At 67.0% G+C, this 23,352-nt stretch carries 21 protein-coding genes; 13 read left to right on the plus strand and 8 right to left on the minus strand.

Annotated elements, in window-relative coordinates:
• Positions 1-119: 119 nt before the first annotated feature.
• The 4 genes from G8O29_RS07615 to ahcY all read right to left on the minus strand — a co-directional run bounded on the left by G8O29_RS07615 (position 120) and on the right by ahcY (position 4,127).
• The gene (locus G8O29_RS07615) at positions 120-860 is read right to left on the minus strand and encodes an SDR family oxidoreductase (RefSeq protein WP_166402639.1); all 741 of its coding nucleotides are present in this window, start codon (positions 858-860) and stop codon (positions 120-122) included.
• A gap of 48 nt (positions 861-908) precedes the next feature.
• A complete protein-coding gene (locus G8O29_RS07620) occupies positions 909-1,688 on the minus strand; it encodes an L-fucose dehydrogenase (protein WP_166402640.1) in 780 nt (259 codons plus the stop codon).
• 555 nt (positions 1,689-2,243) lie between these two features.
• Positions 2,244-2,585 carry a DUF2853 family protein gene (locus G8O29_RS07625; protein ID WP_166402641.1) on the minus strand — a complete coding sequence of 114 codons (342 nt, stop codon included), beginning with the start codon at positions 2,583-2,585 and terminating at the stop codon, positions 2,244-2,246.
• 141 nt (positions 2,586-2,726) lie between these two features.
• Positions 2,727-4,127, minus strand: coding sequence for an adenosylhomocysteinase (gene ahcY / locus G8O29_RS07630; protein ID WP_166402642.1), 1,401 nt, complete (start codon positions 4,125-4,127; stop codon positions 2,727-2,729).
• Positions 4,128-4,202: 75 nt separating this feature from the next.
• On the opposite strand from ahcY, the gene G8O29_RS07635 reads away from it, so the two are divergent.
• Complete coding sequence (locus tag G8O29_RS07635; protein ID WP_166402643.1) at positions 4,203-4,793, plus strand: HD domain-containing protein; 591 nt, start codon at positions 4,203-4,205, stop codon at positions 4,791-4,793.
• Positions 4,794-4,806: 13 nt separating this feature from the next.
• Here the strand turns inward: G8O29_RS07635 and G8O29_RS07640 are convergent, their stop codons facing one another.
• Positions 4,807-4,965, minus strand: a complete 159-nt coding sequence (locus G8O29_RS07640; RefSeq protein WP_166402644.1) for a hypothetical protein — start codon at positions 4,963-4,965, stop codon at positions 4,807-4,809.
• A gap of 97 nt (positions 4,966-5,062) precedes the next feature.
• Between G8O29_RS07640 and G8O29_RS07645 the strand changes: the two genes are divergently transcribed.
• Positions 5,063-5,932: a LysR family transcriptional regulator gene (locus tag G8O29_RS07645; protein WP_166402645.1), complete on the plus strand. Its 870-nt coding sequence runs from the start codon at positions 5,063-5,065 to the stop codon at positions 5,930-5,932.
• 4 nt (positions 5,933-5,936) lie between these two features.
• On the opposite strand, the gene G8O29_RS07650 is transcribed toward G8O29_RS07645, so the two are convergent.
• The 3 genes from G8O29_RS07650 to G8O29_RS07660 form a co-directional block, all read right to left on the minus strand.
• Positions 5,937-6,251: an H-NS histone family protein gene (locus tag G8O29_RS07650; RefSeq protein WP_166402646.1), complete on the minus strand. Its 315-nt coding sequence runs from the start codon at positions 6,249-6,251 to the stop codon at positions 5,937-5,939.
• Positions 6,252-6,320: 69 nt separating this feature from the next.
• Complete coding sequence (locus G8O29_RS07655; RefSeq protein WP_166402647.1) at positions 6,321-6,875, minus strand: ActR/PrrA/RegA family redox response regulator transcription factor; 555 nt, start codon at positions 6,873-6,875, stop codon at positions 6,321-6,323.
• 23 nt (positions 6,876-6,898) lie between these two features.
• Entirely contained in the window at positions 6,899-7,528 is a 630-nt protein-coding gene (locus G8O29_RS07660) for an SCO family protein (RefSeq protein WP_166402648.1), read from the minus strand.
• 95 nt (positions 7,529-7,623) lie between these two features.
• Here G8O29_RS07660 and regB point away from each other — a divergent pair, with 95 nt between their 5' ends.
• From regB to G8O29_RS07715, 11 genes are all read left to right on the plus strand, one after another.
• Positions 7,624-9,015, plus strand: coding sequence for a sensor histidine kinase RegB (gene regB / locus G8O29_RS07665; protein ID WP_166402649.1), 1,392 nt, complete (start codon positions 7,624-7,626; stop codon positions 9,013-9,015).
• Between the two features lie 76 nt (positions 9,016-9,091).
• Positions 9,092-10,663 carry a PAS-domain containing protein gene (locus G8O29_RS07670; protein WP_166402650.1) on the plus strand — a complete coding sequence of 524 codons (1,572 nt, stop codon included), beginning with the start codon at positions 9,092-9,094 and terminating at the stop codon, positions 10,661-10,663.
• A 37-nt stretch (positions 10,664-10,700) separates the two neighbouring features.
• Positions 10,701-11,171: a tRNA (adenosine(37)-N6)-threonylcarbamoyltransferase complex ATPase subunit type 1 TsaE gene (gene tsaE, locus G8O29_RS07675; RefSeq protein WP_166402651.1), complete on the plus strand. Its 471-nt coding sequence runs from the start codon at positions 10,701-10,703 to the stop codon at positions 11,169-11,171.
• A complete protein-coding gene (locus G8O29_RS07680) occupies positions 11,164-12,180 on the plus strand; it encodes an aminoglycoside phosphotransferase family protein (RefSeq protein WP_166402652.1) in 1,017 nt (338 codons plus the stop codon). The genes tsaE and G8O29_RS07680 overlap by 8 nt, the downstream gene beginning before the upstream one ends.
• Positions 12,156-12,860: a nucleotidyltransferase family protein gene (locus G8O29_RS07685; RefSeq protein ID WP_166402653.1), complete on the plus strand. Its 705-nt coding sequence runs from the start codon at positions 12,156-12,158 to the stop codon at positions 12,858-12,860. The genes G8O29_RS07680 and G8O29_RS07685 overlap by 25 nt, the downstream gene beginning before the upstream one ends.
• Positions 12,853-15,750, plus strand: coding sequence for a double-strand break repair protein AddB (addB, locus tag G8O29_RS07690; protein WP_166402654.1), 2,898 nt, complete (start codon positions 12,853-12,855; stop codon positions 15,748-15,750). The genes G8O29_RS07685 and addB overlap by 8 nt, the downstream gene beginning before the upstream one ends.
• A complete protein-coding gene (gene addA, locus G8O29_RS07695; protein WP_166402655.1) occupies positions 15,747-19,052 on the plus strand; it encodes a double-strand break repair helicase AddA in 3,306 nt (1,101 codons plus the stop codon). The genes addB and addA overlap by 4 nt, the downstream gene beginning before the upstream one ends.
• Before the next feature lie 57 nt (positions 19,053-19,109).
• On the plus strand, positions 19,110-19,436 hold the full coding sequence (gene trxA / locus G8O29_RS07700; protein ID WP_166402656.1) for a thioredoxin: 327 nt from the start codon (positions 19,110-19,112) through the stop codon (positions 19,434-19,436).
• A gap of 67 nt (positions 19,437-19,503) precedes the next feature.
• Positions 19,504-20,454, plus strand: coding sequence for an NAD(P)H-binding protein (locus tag G8O29_RS07705; RefSeq protein WP_166402657.1), 951 nt, complete (start codon positions 19,504-19,506; stop codon positions 20,452-20,454).
• Positions 20,455-20,627: 173 nt separating this feature from the next.
• Complete coding sequence (gene pnp / locus G8O29_RS07710; protein ID WP_166402658.1) at positions 20,628-22,769, plus strand: polyribonucleotide nucleotidyltransferase; 2,142 nt, start codon at positions 20,628-20,630, stop codon at positions 22,767-22,769.
• Positions 22,770-22,869: 100 nt separating this feature from the next.
• Positions 22,870-23,223, plus strand: a complete 354-nt coding sequence (locus tag G8O29_RS07715; protein WP_166402659.1) for a hypothetical protein — start codon at positions 22,870-22,872, stop codon at positions 23,221-23,223.
• Positions 23,224-23,352: the final 129 nt, after the last annotated feature.

Raw genomic sequence — 23,352 nt, forward strand, 5'->3', positions numbered from 1 at the left:
GGCGCAGTAAAAGTAAGTATTGCTGACCTATATGACGCTTTTCGGCCCGATGCGTCAGTAAAGCTGACAAATTTCTTCGATAATGGGTCAGTATAGCTGACTTATATCCTGAAAAGCCTTCAGATATTGGCCCAACCGCCATCGATCACATGGGCAACTCCCGTGGTGTAGGAGGATTCGTCCGAGGCCAGATAGACCACCAGCGCGGCGATTTCCTCGGCCCGGGCCATGCGACCGATGGGCTGACGAGCCGTGAAGGCCGCCCGGGCAGCCTCATAGTCTCCGGTAGCGCGCAGCCTTTCCTCCAGCGAGGGGCTTTCCACGGTTCCGGGGCAGATCGCGTTGCAGCGGATGCCCCTGCCGACGAAATCGGCGGCGATGGATTTGGTCAGCCCGATCACCCCGGCCTTGGTCGCGCCATAGACAAAGCGGTTCGGCGCGGCGATCACCGACGAGGCGACCGAGGACATGTTGATGATCGACCCGCCGCCCCGTTCCAGCATCCCCGGCAAGAAGGCACGGCACATGCGGTACATCGCCGTCAGGTTCAGATCGACGCTGAAGGCCCACTGCTCCTCGTTGCAGTCCAGGATCGTCCCGTTGGCGACATAGCCCGCACAGTTGAACAGGACATCCACGGCACCCGCCGCAGCGACCGCCGCCGCGATGTCCTTCGGATCGCGGACGTTCAGAATCCGGGTCTCGATCCCCTCCGAGCGCAGCTCCTCCAGCGTCGCGGCATTGATGTCGGTGGCCAGAACCCGAGCCCCTTCCCGCGCCATGGCCAGCGCGCTTGCCCGCCCGATGCCCTGCCCGGCCGCCGTGACCAGCACCCTCTTGTCCTTCAACCGATCCGTCACGACTCGCCTCCCCTCTGCTTGCGTCCCCGCCCCCGGCCAACCGCCGCGCTATCTCGCAACCCCGGCCAGAGCCCGGTCAAGATGCGTGTAGCCGCCATCCACGAACAGCCATTGCCCGGTCAGGTGACGCGCCCGGTCCGACAGGGCAAAGACCGTCATCGCGGCAATCTCGGCCGCCTCGGTCATGCGCTGGCCCAGAGGAATCCGCGCGGTGATTTCCGCCAGCTTGGCGTCCGGGTTGTCGAAGGTCCGCAGCCAGCGATCGTAAAGCGGGGTCATCACCTCGGCCGGAATGACCGCATTGACCCGCACGCCATGCGGCGCAAAGGCCGCCGCCCATTCCCGCGTCAGACCCAGCTGCGCCGCCTTGGCCGCGACATAGGCCGAGGTATTGCCCTGGCCGGTCACCGCCGTCTTGGAGCTGATGTTGACGATGGCGCCCTGCGCGGCCTTGATATCCTCGGCCAGAAGATGAACCAGCGTGTAATAATGCACCAGATTGCGGTCGAGAGAGGCGCGGAAGGCCTCTGGCCCGGCCTCGATCCCGATGCCATCATTGCTGCCGGCATTGTTGACCAGCCCGTAGACCTGCCCGAACCGCGATCGGACCCCGGCCACCGCGGTCCGGCACTGGGCGTCGCTGGACAGCTCGACCTCGATCCAGCCGGCCTGCGGCCCCAGGCCGGCAAGCCAGTCCGGGTCTGGAGCGCGGCGGGCGAAGATCACCGGGATCGCGCCTTCTGCGGCCAGATCCTCTGAAATGGCCCTTCCGATCCCGGCCGCACAGCCGGTCACCACGACCACCTTGCCGCTCAGGCCAAGGTCCATTGCCGCCCCCCTCCGCTGCCGCAGCATGCTGCGTCCCGGGCGATCCTGACCGACCGGCCGGCGGTGTCAACGCCCAGTTCACCCGCCAACCCCGGCATCTCGCGCCCGCCACGGTGACCGCCGGGATCCGGGTTACGGCATCCTGCAACGACAGGAAAGGGAGTTTGCCATGGAGATACCGGGCGTGATTGCCGCGGAACTTGCCGCATTCCGTGATCGCCGGAGCCAACATCGTCGCCGGCAGCGGCGTGATGGGTCCTGTGCAGATGCTGTTCTGACGCCCGAGGGTCAGTGCAGCCATCAGAAAGGTTTCGCAAATGAACGAAGGGCCCCGCACCCCTACGGAACCCTTCATCCAACCCACGCGCACACCCCTTAGCACCGCGTGTCTGTATTAGGGTCCCGGGCTTCCTGCCCTGACTGAAGCTTTCTCTCCCGAATCCCCGCCCCGTGGCAAGTCAGGAGTATCAAGGCCTTTAGACAAATGCGCGCCAACGCGTGCGGCAAGGCCCGCTCCTTTCGGAACGGGCCGGGCGTGTGTTCCGCAGCCGGGGATTACTGATAGGCGGCTTCCTTGCCGAAGTGCTTGACCAGCAGGTAGTAGAACGCTGCACGGTACTTGTTGCGCTCGGACTTGCCATAGGTTTCGACGGCGGCGTTGATGCCTTCCATGAGTTTGGGGCTGTCGGCAAGGCCCAGCTTCTTCATCAGGAAATTCTTCTTGATCCGCTCCAGCTCCTCTGGGTCAGAGGCGGCGACGGTCTGGGCGTCGTTGTCGTAGATCGAAGGGCCGCAACCGATGGTGACTTTGGTCAGAAGAGCCATGTCCGGCGTCACCTTGCACTTGTTCTTCAGGTCATCGGCATACTTCGCGATGAGCTCGTCTCTCTTACCCATGTTGTCCTCGTTCCTGTTACCTGTCCCGTTCCGCCTTGTCCGGGCGGAGACCGCAACAGCTTACGTTAACGAGACCAAACGGCAACGGGAAATCTCTGCCATGCTTCCCCGCTGGCGACCGAGGGGCCGAAAACCCGGGCTTCAGTAGCGATAGTGGTCCGACTTGAACGGGCCGTCCACATTGACGCCGATATAGTCAGCCTGGTCCTTCCGCAACTCGGTCAGCTTTGCGCCGATCTTCTTCAGATGCAGGCGGGCGACTTTCTCGTCCAGCTGTTTCGGCAGGATGTAGACGCCGGGAGCATAGTCCTTGCCCTTGGTCCAGAGCTCGATCTGCGCCAGCACCTGGTTGGTGAAGCTGGCGGACATGACGAAGGACGGATGGCCGGTCGCGTTGCCCAGGTTCAGAAGGCGGCCTTCCGACAGAAGGATGATCCGGTTGCCCGAGGGCATCTCGATCATGTCCACCTGGTCCTTGATGTTCGTCCACTTGTGGTTCCGCAGGGCCGCGACCTGGATCTCGTTGTCGAAGTGGCCGATGTTGCCGACGATGGCCATGTCCTTCATCTCGCGCATGTGCTCGATGCGGATCACGTCCTTGTTGCCGGTGGTGGTGATGAAGATGTCGGCGGTCTTGACCTCATCCTCCAGCAGCGTGACCTCATAGCCGTCCATCGCGGCCTGAAGCGCGCAGATCGGGTCGATCTCGGTCACCTTCACGCGTGCGCCCGCGCCGCGCAGGGACGCAGCCGAGCCCTTGCCCACATCGCCGTAGCCGCAGACGACCGCGACCTTGCCGGCCATCATCGTGTCGGTGGCGCGGCGGATGCCGTCCACCAGGCTTTCCTTGCAGCCGTATTTGTTGTCGAACTTCGACTTCGTCACGCTGTCGTTGACGTTGATCGCCGGGAAGGGGAGGAGGCCCTTCTTGTGCAGCTCGTACAGACGGTGGACGCCGGTGGTGGTCTCCTCCGACACGCCGCGGATCGCATCGCGCTGTTTGGTGAACCAGCCGGGAGTCGCGGCCATGCGCTTCCTGATCTGGTTGAACAGGCAGACCTCTTCCTCGCTGGTCGGCACGGCGATCAGGTCGGTCTCGCCTGCCTCGACCCGCGCGCCGAGGAGGATGTAGAGCGTCGCATCCCCGCCGTCGTCGAGGATCATGTTGCAGGTCCCGCCCTCGCCGCCGAACTGGAAGATGCGGTCGGTGTAGTCCCAGTAATCCGCAAGCGTCTCGCCCTTGATCGCGAAGACCGGGGTGCCCGAGGCCGCGATGGCGGCGGCGGCGTGGTCCTGGGTCGAGAAGATGTTGCACGAGGCCCAGCGCACATCGGCGCCCAGGGCCTTCAGCGTCTCGATCAGGACGCCGGTCTGGATCGTCATGTGCAGCGAGCCCGCAATCCTTGCGCCCTTCAGCGGCTGCGAGGCGCCGAATTCCTCGCGGCAGGCCATCAGGCCCGGCATCTCGGTTTCCGCAATGGTGAGTTCCTTGCGGCCGAAATCCGCCAGTGCGATGTCCTTGACGATGTAATCCGATGCCATCCTGGCGCTCTCCTTGATCCTTGCTTGGGCGGGCAGATAGCATCGAAACGGCAAACAGACAACAAAGGCCCGAAAATGAAACAACCCCGCGCCTGGCAGAGGATGTTATCTGGCCGGCGTCTTGATCTGCTTGACCCTACGCCGGTCGATGTCGAGATCGAGGACATCGCGCATGGCCTGGCTTTCGTGGCGCGCTGGAACGGGCAGACCCGCGGAGACTGGCCCTATTCGGTGGCGGAACATTCGCTCCTGGTCGAAGAGATCTTCGTCCGCGCCAATCCGGGCATCTCGGCGAAGTGGCGGCTGGCGGCGGTGCTGCATGACGCGCCGGAATATGTGATCGGCGACATGATCAGCCCGGTCAAGGCGGCGGTCGGGCCGGGATACGGCGAGCTGGACCAGCGGCTGACGGCGGCGGTGCATCTGCGCTTTGGCCTGCCTGCGGTGCTGCCTTCGCCGATCAAGAAGGCGATCAAGGCGGCGGACAAGGTCTCGGCCTGGCTGGAAGCGGTGCGGATCGCGGGGTTCCGGGAGGCAGAGGCCGACAAGCTGTTCGGACGGCCCGCGCCGGAGCTGATCCACCGGCTGGAGATACGGCTTCGCCCGCCCGCAGAAGTGCGGGCGGACTATGTCTCGACCGTGGCAAGACTGCTTGCCGACTGCTGACAGCGGCCGGGCATCAGCGGCCCGTGCGGCGCAGATGGTCGGCGGTGTTCAGGCCCTCGATCTCCATGAACTCGCGCGGGCTGCGCCGGACTTCGCGGCGGGGCAGGTAGCGTTCGGTCCGCTGATCCATGCGGGCAGCGATCAGCAGGGCTTCGGCGAAGATATTCAACATGACCTTTCTCCTTTTCGGTTTTCGATGATTGCTTTTGCCATTTCCTGGGCCATGATGCGACTCAGGAAGTCTGCATAAATGTAAGTTTGGCTATCATATGATTGAATGGCACAACCTGCCCTCGCTGACCGCCCTTCGGGCGTTTGCGGCTACAGCAGAGCTGCGGAACTTCAGCCAGGCCGCGCGGGCGCTGAACGTCACCCATGCCGCCGTCGCCCAGCAAGTCCGCGGCCTGGAAGAGGCACTGGGCCGTCCGCTTGTCCAGCGTGAGGGGCGCGGTGTCAGCCTGACCACAGATGGCGAGCAACTTGCCGCCGCCTTGGCGGAAGGCTTCGGCGCGATGCAGCGGGGTCTGGAAGCGCTGCGGGTTGGAGAAGCCGACCGTCCGGTCCGCATCACCCTGACCGCCGCCTTCGCCACGCAGTGGCTGATGCCGCGGCTGAAGGATTTCTGGCAAAAGCACCCAGACATCGGCCTGTCGCTGCATCCCGACAGCAAGGTCGTCGATCTGCACCGCGAACGCATGGACGTGGGCATCCGCTATGGCAACGGCAACTGGCCGGGTGTCGAGACGGAATATCTGACCTCGGCCCGGCTGGTGATCGCAGGCGCGCCCTCGCTGATCGGGAATCGCGACCCGACCATCGCGGACATGGCCGGCATGGACTGGATCCTGTCGCGGAACTGGCCGGAACAGGATGCCTATCTGCGACAACTGGGACTGGACCCGGCGAAGCTTAGCAGCACGGATATCAGCACCGAGGAACTGGCGTTGGCCGCCGCGCGGCAGGGATTGGGGCTGGTGGTGGAAAGCGTCGCCCTGATCGAGACCGACGTGGCCGAAGGCAGGTTGCGCATCGTGCACGAAAGCCGCGAAAAGCTGCCGGCCTATTTCATCGTGTCACTGCCCGGTCCAAAACGCGCAGCAGCCCGGGCATTTCTGAAATGGCTCAGATCCCTGGCCTAGGCGATCAGATCGCCATATCCTCGGGCTTCTTGCCCTTGGCCAGCGCCTCGGAAAACCAGCGCGGCTTGCGGCCCCGGCCCGACCAGGTATCGGCGGGATTGGCGGGATTCGCATATTTCGCCACCGACGGAGAGCGTTTGCGACCCGTCGAAACGCCGGTCAATTCGGCCAGCGAAAAACCTCTCGCCTTTGCGATTTCATCAAGCTCGGCAAGCAGTTCCTTCTTGCGACGATCCTCGAATCCCGCAATCGCCTTTGCTACCTGAGATTGCAGATCCTTCAGCTCTTTCAAGGAAAGGCTATTCAAATCGACGTTCAATGTCCGATCTCCCGTGGATAAGTCCCGCACTTGATAGGACGAATACCGGGCGCACGCAAGGAAACCGCACTATTTGGGGCTGCGCTTTGCCAGAATGCGCTGCAATGTGCGGCGGTGCATGGACAACCGACGCGCGGTTTCCGAGACATTTCGGTCGCACATCTCGTAGACCCGCTGGATGTGTTCCCAGCGCACACGATCCGCCGACATCGGGTTTTCCGGTGGTTCGGGCAGGGCACCGCCGCGGGCCAGAAGGGCTTTGGTCACGTCATTCGCATCCGCCGGTTTCGACAGATAGTCGATGGCCCCGATCTTGACCGCCGCAACCGCAGTTGCAATCGCCCCGTATCCGGTCAGCACCACCACGCGGCAGGAGGGGCGGTTTTCGTGCAGGACCTCGATCACCTCAAGCCCGTTGCCGTCTTCAAGCCGCAGGTCCACAACGGCATAGGCCGGAGGTCGCGCCAGCGCCTTGGCACGACCTTCGGCCACGCTTTGCGCCGTTTCGGGCAGGAAGCCGCGTTTCTCCATCGCCTTGGCAAGCCGCTTCACGAAGGGCTCGTCATCGTCGACCAGCAAGAGCGTGCGATCCGGGCCAAGCTCTGCGGCGAAGTCATCAGTCATCGGCATTCCTGTATCGGTTTAGGTCATTTCATTGCAGCTTTGCCTGCCTCGACAAAACAGGCAACGCTTTCCGCCATCTGTTCGGATGTAATCTCGCGGCGGAAGAAATCCACAAAACCCGTTCCCGGCAACATCAGATAGGTGAAGGTCGAATGGTCAATCAGGTAGAATTCGTCACCGGTGTCGCGGCGCTTGTAGAAGGTCTTGTAAGCCTGCGAGGCCGCCCGGACCTGCTCGGCACTTCCGGTCAGCGCCACCAGCTTGGGGTGCAGGTTCGTTTCGTAATCGGCAAGGGTTTCGGGCGTGTCGCGTTCGGGGTCGATCGAGATGAAGACCGGAGTCACGTCGATGCCGCGCTGGTCCAGAATGTCCACCGCCTCGACATTGCGCGACATGTCCAGCGGGCAGACATCGGGGCAGAAGGTATAGCCGAAATAGACAAGCGACGGTTTCGTCAGCACCTCGGCATCCGTCACCGTCTGGCCGGCGCTGTTGACCAGAGTGAACGGCCCGCCGATCTCGCCGCCCGCGACCTGGCCCTGGCGGCACTGGGCAAAGGCGTCGGCCGGGCGGTCGGAGAGGACATACCAGGCCGATGCCCCCAGCAAGGCGGCAAGGGCCGCAGCAGCCACGGTTGCGTAAACTCTTGTCATCTGCCTGTCTCCCAAGGATCAACGGGTCGCATTGATCTCAGATGGGTGCAGCCTTAACAATGGGCAATCCGCCGACAAGGACATCCAGTCACAGCATGGCCAGCTTCACCACCGGCTTTCTACCCCGGGAGACCGGGACCAACTGGGTGCGCCTGAGAACGCTGATCCTCTTGCGCTGGATGGCGATTGCGGGGCAGATCGCGGCGATCCTGGTCGCAAGCCAGATCTACGGGCTTGACCTGCCGCTTGGGCCCTGCGCCCTGGCGGTCGGGGCCTCGATCCTGGCAAACCTTGCCCTGGTCATGCTGTTCCCGGAAAGTCGCAGGCTGTCCGAGGCCGAAGCCTTCCTGACCCTGCTGTTCGATCTTGCCCAGCTTGGCATCCTGATTGTTCTGACCGGCGGGCTGACCAACCCCTTCGCGATCCTGGTTCTGGCTCCGGTCACGATTTCGGCCAGTGTCCTGCGCCTGCGGTCCACCATCGCGCTTGGCGCGCTGGCGATCCTGATCGTGACTGCCGCACTGACCTGGCACCTGCCCCTGCGCTTTGCCGACGGGCGCGAACTGGTCATCCCTCCCCTGTTCGTCTTCGGCTTCTGGCTATCGATCGTGATCGGCATCCTGTTTCTGGGGCTCTATTCGCGCCGGGTGTCCAGCGAGATGCGGTCGATGTCCGAGGCGCTGCTGGCCACTCAGATGGCGCTGGCGCGCGAGCAGAAGCTGACCGACCTTGCCGGCGTTGTCGCCGCCGCCGCGCATGAGCTTGGCACGCCCCTGGCCACGATCAAGCTGGTCAGTGCCGAACTGATCGAGGAACTGGACGGCCAGCCCGAATTGCAGGAGGACGCCCGGCTGATCCGGGCGCAGGCCGACCGCTGCCGCGACATCCTGCGCGACATGGGGCGGGTCGGGAAGGACGACCGCTACCTGCGGCAGGCGCCGCTGTCCGCGGTCCTGCGCGAGGCGGCAGAGCCGCATCTTGGCCGCGGCAAGGAAGTGATCTTCACCTGCGGTCCTGTCCAGGACGGCAGCGACGAACAGCCAGCAATCCAGCGCCGGCCCGAGATCATCCATGGCCTGCGCAACCTGGTGCAGAATGCGGTCGATTTCGCCCGGTCGCGCGTCTGGATCGAGGGCGAATGGACCGCTCAACGGGTGATCGTCCGCATCACCGACGACGGCGACGGTTTTCCTGCCAGCGTCATCGGGCGGATCGGCGACCCCTTCGTGCGGGCGCGGCGCAGCGACCCGGAACGCGACCAGCGCCCGGGCTATGAAGGCATGGGCCTGGGGCTGTTCATCGCCAAGACCCTGCTGGAGCGATCGGGGGCAGAACTGTCCTTCGCCAATGCGACCGACCCTTTTCTCGCCCCGAAGGACCGCCCGGAGCGCTGTGGCGCGGTTGTCGAGGCGGTCTGGGATGCCGGCGACCTTGTCACCGCGCCCGCACCCGGCGGTCTGGGCGAAAACGCCCGCATCGACGGATGAGCCCGGATTAACCGGCAATTAACCGTTCCCGTCTAGCTTTCGTTAAAGTTGTTTCCTTTTCAGGAGTCCTTGCGGAATGGGCGATCTGGCGATGATCCTGGGCATGGTTCTTGCGGCCTTTCTGGTTGCCCTTTCCGCCCTCGTGCTGATGCAGGCCTGGCTTGACCGGCACCCGGCGCGCGTCGCCAGCATCTTCGACCTGGCCCCGTCGCAGGTTGCCTTCCTTTTTGACGGCGAGCGGCTGATCGACGCCTCGCCCGCCGCCCGGTCCCTGTTGCCGGAAGGCGAGGATACGCGAGCATGGGGCAGGTTGATGGCGCGCTTTGGCCCGGATTTTCCCGGCCTGGCCGAGCGGCTGGCCAGCCTGCCGCGCAGTGGCCAGATCCGGATCGCCTCGCTGCCGACCACGGCCCCGCCGCTGGTCCTGAAGGCCGAGCTGCGCTCCGGCCTTCTGCATCTGGCGCTGGAGGCCGGCCAGACCGAAGCGTCGCCACATCAGCGGCCGGGCCAGAACGACGCGGCCACGGCGGCCGCGCTTCAGCAAGAGGTGCAGGCCCAGCGCGCAATCCTGTCGCGGGCGCCGGTTCTGATGTGGAAGGAGGCGGCCGACGGCGCGGTGATCTGGGCCAACCACGGTTACCTGATCCGCGCGGTCGAGCTGCTGCCGGACGGCGAGGATCTGTCCTGGCCCTTGCCGAAGCTGTTCGACACGGCAGCCGGCAGTTCGACCCGGTTGAAGTTGCAGATGCCCAGCGGCCCGGAATGGTTCGACCTGGTACGGCTGCCTGCTGGCGAGGAACGGCTGTGCTATGCGATGGCGGCCGACAAGGCGGTGCAGGCCGAGACCGCCCTGCGCGAGTTCATGCAGACCCTGACCAAGACCTTCGCCGACCTGCCGATCGGGCTGGCCATTTTCGACCGCTCACGCTGCCTTCAGATGTTCAACCCGGCCCTGACCGACCTGACAACGCTGCCGCCGGAAATGCTCATCGCCCGGCCCTCGCTGAACGCCTTCCTCGATGCGATGCGCGCCCGGTCGATGATCCCCGAGCCGCGCGACTATCGCAGCTGGCGCAAGCAGCTGGCGCGACTCGAGGAGGAGGCCAGCATGGGCATCTTCGAGGAAACCTGGAGCCTGCCGGGCGGCCAGACCTACCGCGTCATCGGCCGACCGCATCCGAACGGCGCGCTTGCCTTCATGTTCGAGGACATCTCGACCGAGATGACGCAGACGCGCCGGTATCGGGCCGACCTGGAGCTGGGCCAGTCGGTGATCGACGCCGTGGAAGACGGGGTTGCGGTGTTCTCGCAGGGGGGGCAGCTGGTGATGTCCAACGCGGCCTATGCCCAGCTCTGGCAACACGATCCGCAGGTGCTTCTGTCCGAGGCCAGCATCACCACGCTGTCCGACTGGTGGCGCGACCATTCCGCGCCGACGCTGCTGTGGGACGACGCCACCGATTTCGTGACCAGCGCCGGGGACCGGACGCCCTGGGAGGGCGATGTGCGCCTGCTGGACGGGCGGCTGATCTCGTGCCGTTTCCGGCCGCTGACCGGCGGCGCGACGCTGATCACCTTCCGCCACCAGGTCGCGGCGCCATTGACCGCGGTTTCCGACAGCCGACTGCGCGAAGAGCTGATGGCCTGAGCCTTGCGGCGGCGGGCGGGACCGCTAAAGTCGCGCCATGTCCGCCGACACCGCCCCAGAACTGACCTTGGCCTTGCCCGATGCCGCCGCGACCGAGGCGCTTGGCCAAAGGCTGGCCGCGCTGTTGCAACCCGGCGACGTGGTGCTTCTGGAAGGCCCGATCGGCGCGGGGAAAAGCTGCCTCGCCCGTGCGCTGATCCGTGCCCGCATCGGCGAAGCCGAGGAGGTTCCCTCGCCCACCTTCACGCTGGTGCAGGTCTATCAGGACGCGGCGGGCGAGATCTGGCATGCCGATCTCTACCGCCTGACGCATCCGGACGAGGTCTGGGAACTGGGTCTGGATCAGGCCTTCGAGACGGCGGTCTGTCTGGTGGAATGGCCCGACCGGCTGGGCAGCCACCGTCCGGACGGGGCACTGACGATCCGGCTGGAGCCGCTGGGCGAAGGCCGCCGCGCCGTTTTCGGCGGCGGGCGTGCCGGTCTGGCCGGGGCGCTGCTGGATGGCTGACCGCGCTGCCGAACTGACGGCCTTCCTGCAACAGGCCGGCTGGGGCGCGGCCGAGCATCTGCATCTGGCAGGCGACGCGTCGGACCGGCGCTACACGCGGCTGCGGCTTGGCGCGGCGACCGCGGTCCTGATGGACAATCCACCCGGCGGTGTGGACGATCCGGTGGCCTTTTCTGCCATGGCCCGGCATCTCTGCGGACTTGGCCTTTCGGCGCCGCAGGTGCTGGCCGAGGATCTGCCGCGCGGCATCCTGCTGCTGGAAGACCTGGGCGACGACCTCTTCGCCCGCCTGATCGCCGCCGAGCCGTCCCGCGAAGCCGTCCTTTATGCCGCGGCGGTGGATGTGCTGGTGCATCTGCAATCCGCGCCGCCGCCCGTGGGCCTGCCCGACCTTTCGGCCGCCGACTTGGCGCAGGCCGCCGCCTTCGCGCTGGACTGGTACGCCCGCGCGGCAACCGGCGTCGGCCCTGACCCCCGGCAGTTCCTCGACGCGCTGACCCTTGTGCTGCGGGCCCATGCCGACGGCCCGCGCGTGCTGATCCTGCGCGACTTCCATGCCGAGAACCTGATATGGCTGCCGGGCCGCGCCGGCCTCGCGCGGGTGGGGCTGCTGGATTTCCAGCTCGGCCAACTCGGCCAGCCTGGCTATGACCTGGTCTCGCTGTTGCAGGACGCGCGGCGGGATGTCGGGCCAGGGACGGAAGCCGCGATGATCTCGCGCTTTGTTGCGGTCACGGGCGCGGATCCTGAGGCCTTTGCGGCCCAGTATGCCGCATTGGGGGCGCAGCGGGCGCTGCGCATCCTGGGGGTCTTCGTGCGGCTGGCACTGGTCGCGGGCAAACCGGGCTATCTGCCGCTGATCCCGCGCGTCTGGGGCCAGTTGCAGCGGAACCTCGCGCATCCCGCCCTGGCCGATCTGCGCGCCGTCTGCGACCGGCTTCTGCCGCCGCCCACGCCCGAAACCCTGCACAGGATCCGCGCCGCATGTCCGCCTATCCCTTCCCGCTGATGCTGTTCGCCGCGGGCTTCGGCACCCGGATGGGGGCGCTGACCGCCGACCGGCCGAAGCCGCTGATCCCGGTCGCGGGCCGCGCGCTGATCGACCATGCGCTTGATCTGGCAGAAGGGGCTGGCGTCGATCGTATCGTCATCAACACCCATTACCGGGCCGAGCAGATGGCGGCCCATCTTGCCGGGCGCGGCGTGGCGATCAGCCACGAGGCCGGGCGGATCCTGGAAACCGGGGGCGGGCTGAAGGCCGCCTTGCCGCTTCTGGGCGCGGGGCCGGTGGCGGTGCTGAACAGCGACGGGATCTGGACCGGGCCGAACCCGCTGACAACGCTTGTCGCCGCCTGGGACGGCAGCCGGATGGAGGCGCTGCTCTTGCTGCTGCCAGTTGAGCGGGCGCGCGCCCATGGGTCGAAGGGGGACTTCCGGCTGGATGCGGAGGGCCGGCTGTCGCGCGGGCAGGGGGGTGAGGATCACGTCTATATCGGCGCGCAGATCCTGAGCCCCGACCGGATCCGGGCAATGCCCGACGAGGTCTTTTCCCTGAACCGGCCCTGGGATGCGATGATTGCCGCCGGTACCGCCTTCGGAGTCCTGCATCCCGGCGACTGGTGCGATGTCGGCCATCCCGCCGGTATTGCCGAGGCCGAGGCCCTGCTGCAAGCTGCGCGCCATGGCTGACCGCCCGCCCATCTTCGCCCTGCCGCCTGGCGCCGACTTCCCTGCCGAACTGGTGGCGGGGTTGCGGCAGCGCCTGTCCGGCCAGCCGCCCGAGGTCATGGCGAAGGTCACGCTGATCCTGAACACCCAGCGCATGCGGCGCCGGGTGACCGAGTGCCTTGTGACCCAAGGCGCAGTGTTCCTGCCGCGCCTCATGCTGGTGACGGAAGCTGCGCTGCTTTCCGACCTGCCCTTGCCGCGCCCGATCTCGCCCCTGCGGCGTCGGCTGGTGCTGTCGGTGCTTCTGGACCGTCTGCTGGCAACGGAAACGACGCATTTTCCGCGCGCGGCCCTCTATGACCTGGCCGACAGCCTGGCCGGGCTGATCGCCGAGATGCAGGGCGAAGGCGTCCCGCCCCAGCGTGTCGCCGCGCTGGATGTGGCGAACCATTCCGCCCATTGGGCACGAACGCAGGCCTTTCTGGGCATCGTGACCGAGGCCCTTGCGGCGGACGCTCCCGATGCCGAAACCAACCTGCGCCGCGCGGTCGAGGGCCTGCCCGAAACCTGGGCCCGGCGTCCTCTGCCGGGTCCGGTGATCCTGGCGGGCTCTACCGGGTCGCGCGGGACGACGGCGCTGTTGATGCAGGCCGTTGCCGGACATCCGCAGGGGGCCATCGTCCTGCCCGGCCACGACTTCGACCTGCCCCACGAAGTCTGGGCGGGCATGGACGACGCGCTGACGGCCGAGGACCACCCGCAGTTCCGCACCCGCCGACTGATGGACCTCTTGGGCTTCGGGCCGCAGGATGTGCAGCCCTGGACCACGACACCGGCCCCGGATCCGGCGCGCAACCGGCTGATCTCGCTGGCCCTGCGCCCGGCGCCGGTCACCGACCAGTGGTTGTCCGAGGGGCCGAAGCTGGCCGACCTTCTGACCGCGACCGAAGGCCTGACGCTGGTCGAGGCGCCGACGCCGCGGGCCGAGGCCATGGCGATCGCCCTGATCCTGCGCGAGGCCGCCGAGGCGGGAAGGCGTGCCGCGCTGATCTCGCCCGACCGCAACCTGACGCGGCGCGTCACGGCGGCACTGGACCGCTGGGGTATCCGACCCGACGATTCCGCCGGCCGGCCACTGGCCCTGTCGGCGCCGGGGCGGATGCTGCGGCAGGTCGCGGCGCTGTTCGGCCAGCGCCTGACGGCGGATGCCCTGCTGGCGCTTCTGAAGCACCCGCTGGCCTTTTCCGGCGCCGACCGCGGGCAGCACCTGATCCTGACACGAGAGTTCGAGCTGCATATCCGTCGCAATGGCCCGGCTTTTCCCACCGCCGAAAGTGTCCGCAACTGGGCCAAGGGGGCGCGTCTTGACCGGGCAGAGACATGGGCCGGAATCGTGGCGGACGTCCTTTGCGACCAGGAGGTCCAGGAACGCCTGCCCCTGACCGCGTTTGTCGCCCGGCACCTGAGCCTGACCGAACGGCTGGCCGCAGGTTTCGACGCGGCGGGGGCTGGGGCGCTGTGGCTGAAGGAGGCGGGAGAAAAGGCGTTCGCGGTGATGCGCGAGCTTCAGGCCGAGGCCCAGGCGGCAGGCGACCTGACATCGGCCGACTATGCGGGGCTGATCCTGGGCCTTCTGAACCGCGAGGACGTGCGCGAAAGCGAGGGGCTGCATCCCGGCATCATGATCTGGGGCACGTTGGAGGCGCGGGCGCAGGGGGCGGAGCTGGTGATCCTGGGCGGGTTGAATGACGGCACATGGCCCGCGCAGCCGCCGGCCGACCCCTGGCTGAACCGCGCGATGCGCAAGGAGGTAGGGCTTCTGCTGCCCGAACGCCAGATCGGCCTGTCGGCGCATGACTGGCAGCAGGCGGTGGCCGCGCCGCGCGTCGTCCTCAGCCGGGCCAGACGCGGAGCCGAGGCGGAAACCGTGCCCTCGCGCTGGCTGAACCGGATGGTGAACCTGCTGGCTGGCCTGCCCGATCAGCGCGGTCCCGAGGCGCTGGCCGCGATGCGCGACCGCGGCGCGGGCTGGCTGCGCCTTGCCCAGGCCTTCGACACCGCTCCGCCTGTGGAGCCGGCCCGGCGCCCGTCGCCGCGTCCTCCGGTTCCGGTCCGCCCGCGTCAGCTGTCGGTGACGCAGATCAAGACCCTGATCCGCGACCCCTATGCGATCTACGCCTGCCATGTGCTGAAACTGCAACCGCTGGACCCGCTGCGCCCCGAAGCCGACCCCCGCCTGCGCGGCACGGTGCTGCACGAGATCCTGGAGCGCTTCCTGAAACAGGGCGGAGGCGACCGCCAGACGTTTCTGGCTCTTGCCGAGACGGTGCTGGCGGACCGGGTCGCCTGGCCTCTGGCCCGGACGATCTGGCTTTCCCGTCTGGCCAAGGCGGCGGATGCCTTCCTTGACTACTCGTCCCGGACCGGTGGCGTGCCGGTGCTTCTGGAGGAAAAGGGCGCGCTGCGCCTGCCGGGGCTGGACTTCACCCTGACCGGCAAGCCCGACCGGATCGACCGGCTGGCGGACGGGCGGCTGATGCTGATCGACTACAAGACCGGCGCTCCGCCTTCGCCCAGGCAGCAGGAGCATTTCGACAAGCAGCTTCTGCTGCTGGCCGCCATGGCAGAAGGCGGCGCCTTCCGGGGCCTTGACCCGGCCGAGGTTGCCCGTGTCGCCTATGTCGGACTGAAGGCGCAGTTGATGGTCGAGGAAATCACCCTGGAACCCGGCCAGGTGGCCGATGTCTGGAAACGCTTCGGCGCGCTGATGGCCAGCTATGCCCGCCCAGGCCAGGGCTACACCGCCCGTCGAGCCCTGGAAAAGGCGGCCGACCCCGGCGACTACGACCATCTGTCCCGCTATGGCGAATGGGAGATGACCGACGACCCCGTGCCCGAGGCTGTGGAATGACCGAAGCCTTCGCCCGCCAGATCGCTGCCGCCAACCCGCGGCGCAACACCTGGCTGTCGGCCAATGCCGGTTCGGGCAAGACAAGGGTGCTGACCGACCGGGTGGCGCGGCTTCTGCTGAACGGGGTCGATCCGCAGCGCATCCTTTGCCTGACCTACACCAAGGCCGCCGCGACCGAGATGCAGAACCGGCTGTTCGAACGGCTGGGCGAATGGGCGATGCGGCCCGAAGCCGCGTTGCTGAAGAATCTGTCCGACCTGGGCGAAGGCGACCTGACCCCCGAACGTCTGGCGCGGGCCCGGCAGCTGTTCGCCCGCGCGATCGAAACGCCGGGCGGGCTGCGCATCCAGACCATCCACAGCTTCTGTGCCAGCCTCTTGCGCCGCTTTCCGCTGGAGGCCGGCGTCTCTCCGGGCTTTGTCGAGATGGAGGATCGCGCCGGGCGGCTGATGCGGGCCGAGATCGTCGAGGAAATGGCCGACGGTCCGCAGGCCCATGTCGTGCGGCGCTTGTCCGAGATCCAGGCCGACGAGGACTTCGGCAGTCTGGTCGAGGCCATCGTCTCCCGGCGCGCGCATTTCGATCCGCCGCTGGACCGACCCGGGGTGCTGCGCCTGTTCGGCCTGCCCGAGGGGGTGGACGACCGCCATCTTCTGTCGCTGGCGTTCAACGGGTCCGAGGACTGGCTGATCGCGCGAACCCTGCCTCTGTTCCGGCAGGGCAGCCAGACCATGCAGGACCTTGCCGCGGTGCTGGCCGCGCATGACTGGCAGGCGCCGACGAAGGCAGCGCTTGAGGCGCTTTATGGAGCGCTGCTGAAGAAGGACGGCCAGCCGAACTTCGCCAAGGTGCCGACGGTGAAGGTCCGCACGGCCATGGGCGACATGCAGCATGACTTCGACGATTTCATGCAGCGTGTCGCAAATGCGCGGGATGCCGAGAAGGCGGTCGCGGCGGCGGAACGGACGCTTGCGCTGCATGATTTCGCCGGTGTCTTCCTGAAGGAATATGCCGCGCGCAAGGCCGCGCGCGGCCTTCTGGACTTCGACGACCTGATCCGCCGCGCGCTGCAGCTTCTGAAGGATCCCTCGCTGGCGGCCTGGGTGCTGTATCGGCTGGATGGCGGGCTGGATCACATCCTGGTGGACGAGGCGCAGGATACCAGCCCCGACCAGTGGCAGCTGATCGAGGAACTGGCGGCGGAGCTGATCTCGGGCGAGGGATCGGCGACGCGGGACCGGACGCTGTTCGTCGTGGGCGACAAGAAGCAGTCGATCTATTCCTTCCAGGGCGCCGATGTCGCGGCCTTTGACCGGATGCGCAAACATTTCGGCGCGCGGCTGGCCGGGGGGGCCGGGCTGGACGACCGCGTACTGGAACATTCCTTCCGGTCTTCGCCCGCGATCCTGAACGTGGTCGATGCCACCTTCACACCGGCGGAACAGGTCGCACTGGGCGGGGCGTCGCACCACATCGCCATCAGCCCGAACCTGGCCGGCCGGGTCGATGTCTGGCCGGTGCTGGAGAAGGCCGAAACCCCTGTACCCGGCCCCTGGGACGAACCGCTGGACATGCGCCACCCCGAGGACGCGCAGATCGTGCTGGCACAGCGGATCGCGCGCTGGATCAAGGAACAGCTGGACCAGGGCACGCAGATCCCGCAGGCCGCCCGCCTGGGCGGGCCGAGCGAACGCCCGGTGCGGCCCGGCGATTTCCTGATCCTCGTGCAGCGCCGGACCGGCGTCTTCCACGACATCATCCGCGCTTGCAAGGCGGCCGGTCTGCCCATCGCCGGGGCCGACCGCCTGCGGCTGGGCGGCGTGCTGGCGGTGCGCGACCTTTCGGCGCTTCTGGCCTTTCTGGACACGCCCGAGGACGACCTGTCGCTGGCCTGCGTGCTGCGCTCGCCGCTGTGCGGCTGGAGCGAGGCCGAGCTGTTCCGACTGGCCCAGCCCCGGCAGGGCTATCTGTGGCAGGCCCTGCGTGCGCATCCGGATCATGCCGAAACGCGGGCCTTCCTGGACGACATGCGCGCCCAGGCCGATTTCCTGCGGCCCTATGACCTGATCGAGCGTGTCCTCAACCGCCACGACGGCCGCCGCAAGCTGGTCTCCCGGCTGGGTCCCGAGGCCGAGGACGGGATCGACGAGCTGCTCAGCCAGGCGCTGGCATACGAGACGGCCGAAGTCCCCAGCCTGACCGGCTTCCTGACCTGGATGGAAACCGACGATGTCGAGGTCAAGCGCCAGGCCGAGGGTGCCGGAGATCTGATCCGGGTGATGACGGTGCACGGCGCCAAGGGTCTGGAAGCAGAGATCGTCATTCTGCCGGAATGTGCGGACTATTCGCCCCCGCAACGGGGACAGATCGAGGTGCATCCCACCGGCCCCGCGCTGTGGAAGATGAAAGAGGGGGAAAGCCCGGCCCTGCTGACCTCGCTGCGCCAGGATCGCGCCGAGCGCGAGGCGGCCGAGCGGCTGCGGCTTCTTTATGTCGCGATGACCCGGGCGCGCTGCTGGCTGGTGGCTGCGGGGGCGGGCAAGGTCACGCAGGACACGACCTGGCACCGCCTGATCGCCGCCGGGGTCTCCGCGCTGGACCACGAGGAACTGGAGGGCGGCATCCTGCGGCACAGCCACGGTGCCTGGCCTGCCCCCTTGCGTCGCGACCCACCGCAGGTCGCCCTGCCCGCCTTGCCCGACTGGACCACCCGCCCCGCGGCCGAGCCTTTGCGGCCGGCGCCGGTGCTGTCGCCCTCGGACCTCGGCGGCCCCAAAGCGCTGCCGGCCGAGTCCGCCCGGGACGCCGAAGGGGCGAAACGTCGCGGCACCGCGCTGCACCTGCTTCTGGAGCGGCTGCCCGGCCTTGACCCCGCGACCTGGCCCGCCCATGCCGAAGCACTGATCGCCGAACCCGCCCAGTGCCAGGCGGTTCTGGACGAGGCCCGGGCCGTGCTGACCCATCCCGACCTTGTGGCCCTGTTCGGCCCCGACAGTCTGGCCGAAGTCGCGGTCGCAGCCCCCTGGCGGGGCCGTATCCTGGCGGGATCGGTCGATCGGCTGATCCTGTCCGCCGACCGGGCGCTGATCGTCGATTACAAGTCGAACGCGGTGATCCCCGACCGGGCCGAAGCCGTGCCGGAAGGCATCCTGCGTCAGCTGGGCGCCTATGCCCACATGGTCGGGCAGATCTACTCCGACCGCCGGATCGAGACGGCGATCCTCTGGACCCGGGCCCCGAGCCTGATGCGCGTCGATCCCGAAATCGTGAGGCAGGCTCTGGACCGCACCACGATCCCTTGACCTTCGCTGCCCGCGTCCATACCCTGCTTATCCGATCAATCCCGCAGGAGAACGCTCATGGGCGCCGCCACTGTCGCCGTCACCGACGCCACCTTCGATGCCGAAGTCCGCAAGTCGCCGGTTCCGGTCGTCGTGGATTTCTGGGCCGAATGGTGCGGCCCGTGCCGCCAGATCGGCCCTGCGCTGGAAGAGCTTGCCACCGAATATGCGGGCAAGGTCAAGATCGTGAAGGTCAACGTGGACGAGAACCCCGACAGCCCCGCCGCCCTTGGCGTGCGCGGCATCCCCGCGCTGTTCATGTTCAAGGATGGCCAGGTCGTGTCGAACAAGGTCGGCGCCGCGCCCAAGGCCGCGCTGGAAAACTGGATCAAGTCGGCGATCTGATCGTCCTTGCGTTACACTGCCCGACGCCCGGCCTTGCCAGAGGTCGGGCGTTCTGCATTCTGGCACAATGGCCAGTCTGAACGTCCTTCTCCTCGGCGGCACCGGCACGATCGGCCGCGCGACGGCGCGGGCCCTGCGGACCGACGGGCATCGGGTCACCGCGCTGATCCGGCCCGAGGCTGATGCCGCGCTGCTGCCCGGATGCACGATCCTGCGGGGGCAGGTCGAGCCCGCCGCGCTGGCACGCGCGATGGACGGGATGGACGCGGTAGTCTCCTGCCTCGCCTCGCGCACCGGCGCGCCGCAGGACGCCTGGGCCGTGGATCACGCCGGCAATTCCGCCGCACTGAAGGCCGCCGTCGCAGCGCGGGTCAGGCAATTTATCCTCCTCTCGGCGATCTGCGTGCAAAAGCCGCTTCTGGAATTCCAGCGCGCCAAGCTGGCCTTCGAAGCCGAACTGCAAGCCGCGCCGCTGGACTGGACCATCGTGCGCCCGACCGCCTATTTCAAATCGCTCTCTGGCCAGGTCGCGCGCGTCGCCAGGGGGCAACCCTTCCTCGTCTTCGGCGACGGTCGCCTCACCGCCTGCAAGCCGATCTCGGACGCCGACCTTGGCCGCTATCTGAGCCTCAGCCTTACCGAGCCGTCCATGCGCAACCGCATCCTGCCCATCGGGGGCCCCGGCCCGGCGATCACGCCGCTGGACCAGGCCGCGATGCTGGAACGCCTCACCGGCCAGCCCGTCCGCATCCGCCACGTCCCCGTCGCGCTGATGCATGGGATCGTCGGCCTCCTCTCCGTTCTCGGCACCCTGTCGCCGCGCCTGAAGGCCAAGGCACAGCTGGCCCGCATCGGGCGCTACTATGCCACGCAATCGATGCTGGTCTGGAACCCCGCCACACAATCCTACGACCCGGACGCCACACCCGCGTTCGGCAGGGACCGGCTGGAGGACCACTACGCCGCCATGCTGCGGGGCGAGGTGGCCGATGACCGCGGGGCGCATGCGATCTTCTGACCGACCCCCGCATCCGTTCTTTCATTCGCAACAGTTTTCCTGTATGGCCCCGCCATCTGAGACGTGAGGCCCGCCCCCGGGGCACATGCAGAGGATGCAGGGGGAGGGGCGGCAATGGGGCCGCCAGATAACGGGGATGACGGCAGGGGCCGCATCTCCAGAGGAAACGATACATGTTCAATGTGACCAAGAAATCGATCCAGTGGGGCAGCGAGACGCTCACTCTGGAAACGGGGAAAGTTGCGCGCCAGGCCGATGGATCGGTGATCGCGACGCTGGGCGAGACCCAGGTGATGGCCAACGTGACCTTTGCCAAGACGGCGAAGGAAGGGCAGGACTTCTTCCCCCTGACCGTTCACTACCAGGAAAAATACTACGCAGCCGGCAAGATCCCCGGCGGCTTCTTCAAGCGCGAGGCGCGGCCCTCGGAAAAGGAGACGCTGGTCTCCCGGCTGATCGACCGTCCGATCCGCCCGCTGTTCGTCGAAGGCTTCCGCAACGAAGTGCTGGTGATGTGCACCGTGCTGTCCTGCGACCTGGTGAATGACCCCGACATCGTGGCGATGATCGCGGCCTCGGCGGCGCTGACCGTCTCGGGCGTGCCGTTCCGCGGCCCGATCGGCGCGGCTCGGGTGGGCTTTGTCGATGGCCAGTATGTGCTGAACCCCTCGATGGACGACATGACGCAGCTGCGCATGAAGCCCGAACAGCGCCTTGACCTGGTTGTCGCGGGGACCAAGGACGCCGTTATGATGGTGGAATCCGAAGCTTACGAGCTGACCGAAGAGGAAATGCTGGGCGCGGTCGTGTTCGGCCACGAACAGATGCAGCCGGTGATCGACCTCATCATCGACTTCGCCGAACATTCGGCCAAGGACCCCTTCGACTTCACCCCGCCGGACTATTCGGCGCTTTATGCCAAGGTGAAGCAGGCCGGTGAGGCCCAGATGCGCGCCGCCTTCGCGATCCGCGACAAGCAGGAACGCACCACTGCCATCGAGGCCGCGGTCGAGGCGATCAAGGCCGCGATGACCGAGGAAGACCGGGCCGATCCGAACCTTTATCCGGCGATCAAGCAGCTGGAGTCGGCGGTCCTGCGCGGCGACGTGGTGAAACACGGGCGCCGGATCGACGGCCGCGACACGAAAACCGTCCGCCCGATCGTCTGCGAAACCGGCGTGTTGCCGCGCGCGCATGGCTCGGCCCTGTTCACCCGGGGTGAAACGCAAGCCCTGGTCGTCACCACGCTGGGCACCGGCGAGGACGAACAGATCATCGACGCCCTGAACGGCAACTACCGGTCGAACTTCCTGCTGCACTACAACTTCCCGCCCTATTCGGTCGGCGAAGTGGGTCGCGTGGGTTCGCCCGGCCGTCGTGAGATCGGCCACGGCAAGCTGGCCTGGCGGGCGCTTCAGGCGGTGCTGCCGGCGCCGACCGATTTCCCCTACACGATCCGCGTGGTGTCCGAGATCACCGAATCGAACGGCTCCTCCTCGATGGCCTCGGTCTGCGGCGGGTCGTTGTCGATGATGGACGCGGGCGTGCCGCTGAAGGCGCCGGTCGCGGGTGTGGCCATGGGTCTGGTGCTGGAAGAGGACGGCGACTGGGCGGTCCTGACCGACATCCTGGGCGACGAGGATCACCTTGGCGACATGGACTTCAAGGTCGCGGGCACCGCGAACGGCATCACGTCCTTGCAGATGGACATCAAGGTGGCCGGGATCACCCCGGAGATCATGAAGCAGGCCCTGGCCCAGGCCAAGGACGGCCGTCTGCACATCCTGGGCGAGATGGCCAAGGCCATCAGCGCGCCGCAGGGTTTCAGCGAATACGCGCCGAAGATCGAGACGATGCAGATCCCGACCGACAAGATCCGCGAAGTGATCGGCTCGGGCGGCAAGGTCATCCGCGAGATCGTCGAGGTCTCGGGCGCCAAGGTGGACATCAACGACGACGGCCAGATCAAGATCGCCTCGAACGATGCCGGTGCCATCAAGAAGGCTTACGACATGATCTGGTCGATCGTGGCCGAACCCGAAGAGGGCCAGATCTACACCGGCAAGGTGGTGAAACTGGTCGATTTCGGCGCCTTCGTGAACTTCTTCGGCAAGCGCGACGGTCTGGTGCATGTGTCCCAGATCGCCAACAAGCGCCTGAACCACCCGAACGAGCTGCTGAAGGAAGGCCAGGAGGTCAAGGTCAAGCTTCTGGGCTTTGACGACCGCGGCAAGGTGCGACTGGGCATGAAGATGGTCGATCAGGAGACCGGCGCGGAAATCACCGAGAAGAAGGAAGAAGCCGCCGAGGGCTGAGCCCTTCGACCGGAGTGCAATCGAAGGCCCCGGCGCCAGGCGCCGGGGCCTTTTGCGTTCCGGCACACGCGTCCCGTTTCACATCGCGGTCACGTCGGCAATGCCCAGGTCGAAGGTTGCGCCGGGGAGGAACTACGGCAGCCGGCTGTCGGCGCAGCGCGCGCGGGTGGCACTTTGGGCGATGATGGCGTCCGCGCCCTGCACCTCGGCCTCGAACCGGATCGTCATCGCCGGCCAGCATTCGCCGCACCCCTCGCTGGCGCCGCGCATCGTGCAGGGCATCCGCGACAGCGCGGATCAGCTTTACGTCCTCCTGCGTCCAGCAAATCTGGACGAATGTTCCGGGTTGCTGCTGTCGCGGACGGCGGATCTGGCAATCGCCCGCAAACTGCCGGAAGAGGAAACCTTCCCCGGCGAATACTGGACAGCGTCACTCTCCGGTCCGACCGGCTGATCGCCTTTCTGCGGCCGGACGGGCGCAGCTTTCAACCCGCGACAGGCCGCCGGAGCCCCTCTTGGTCGCCTGCCCGCCCGAGATCTTCTTCGGCGAGGTGATGTCCGGGCGCATCCTGCCCGGGCGGCA

It is taken from the genome of Rhodobacter calidifons (genome assembly GCF_011174775.1).
Lineage (GTDB): Bacteria > Pseudomonadota > Alphaproteobacteria > Rhodobacterales > Rhodobacteraceae > Tabrizicola > Tabrizicola calidifons.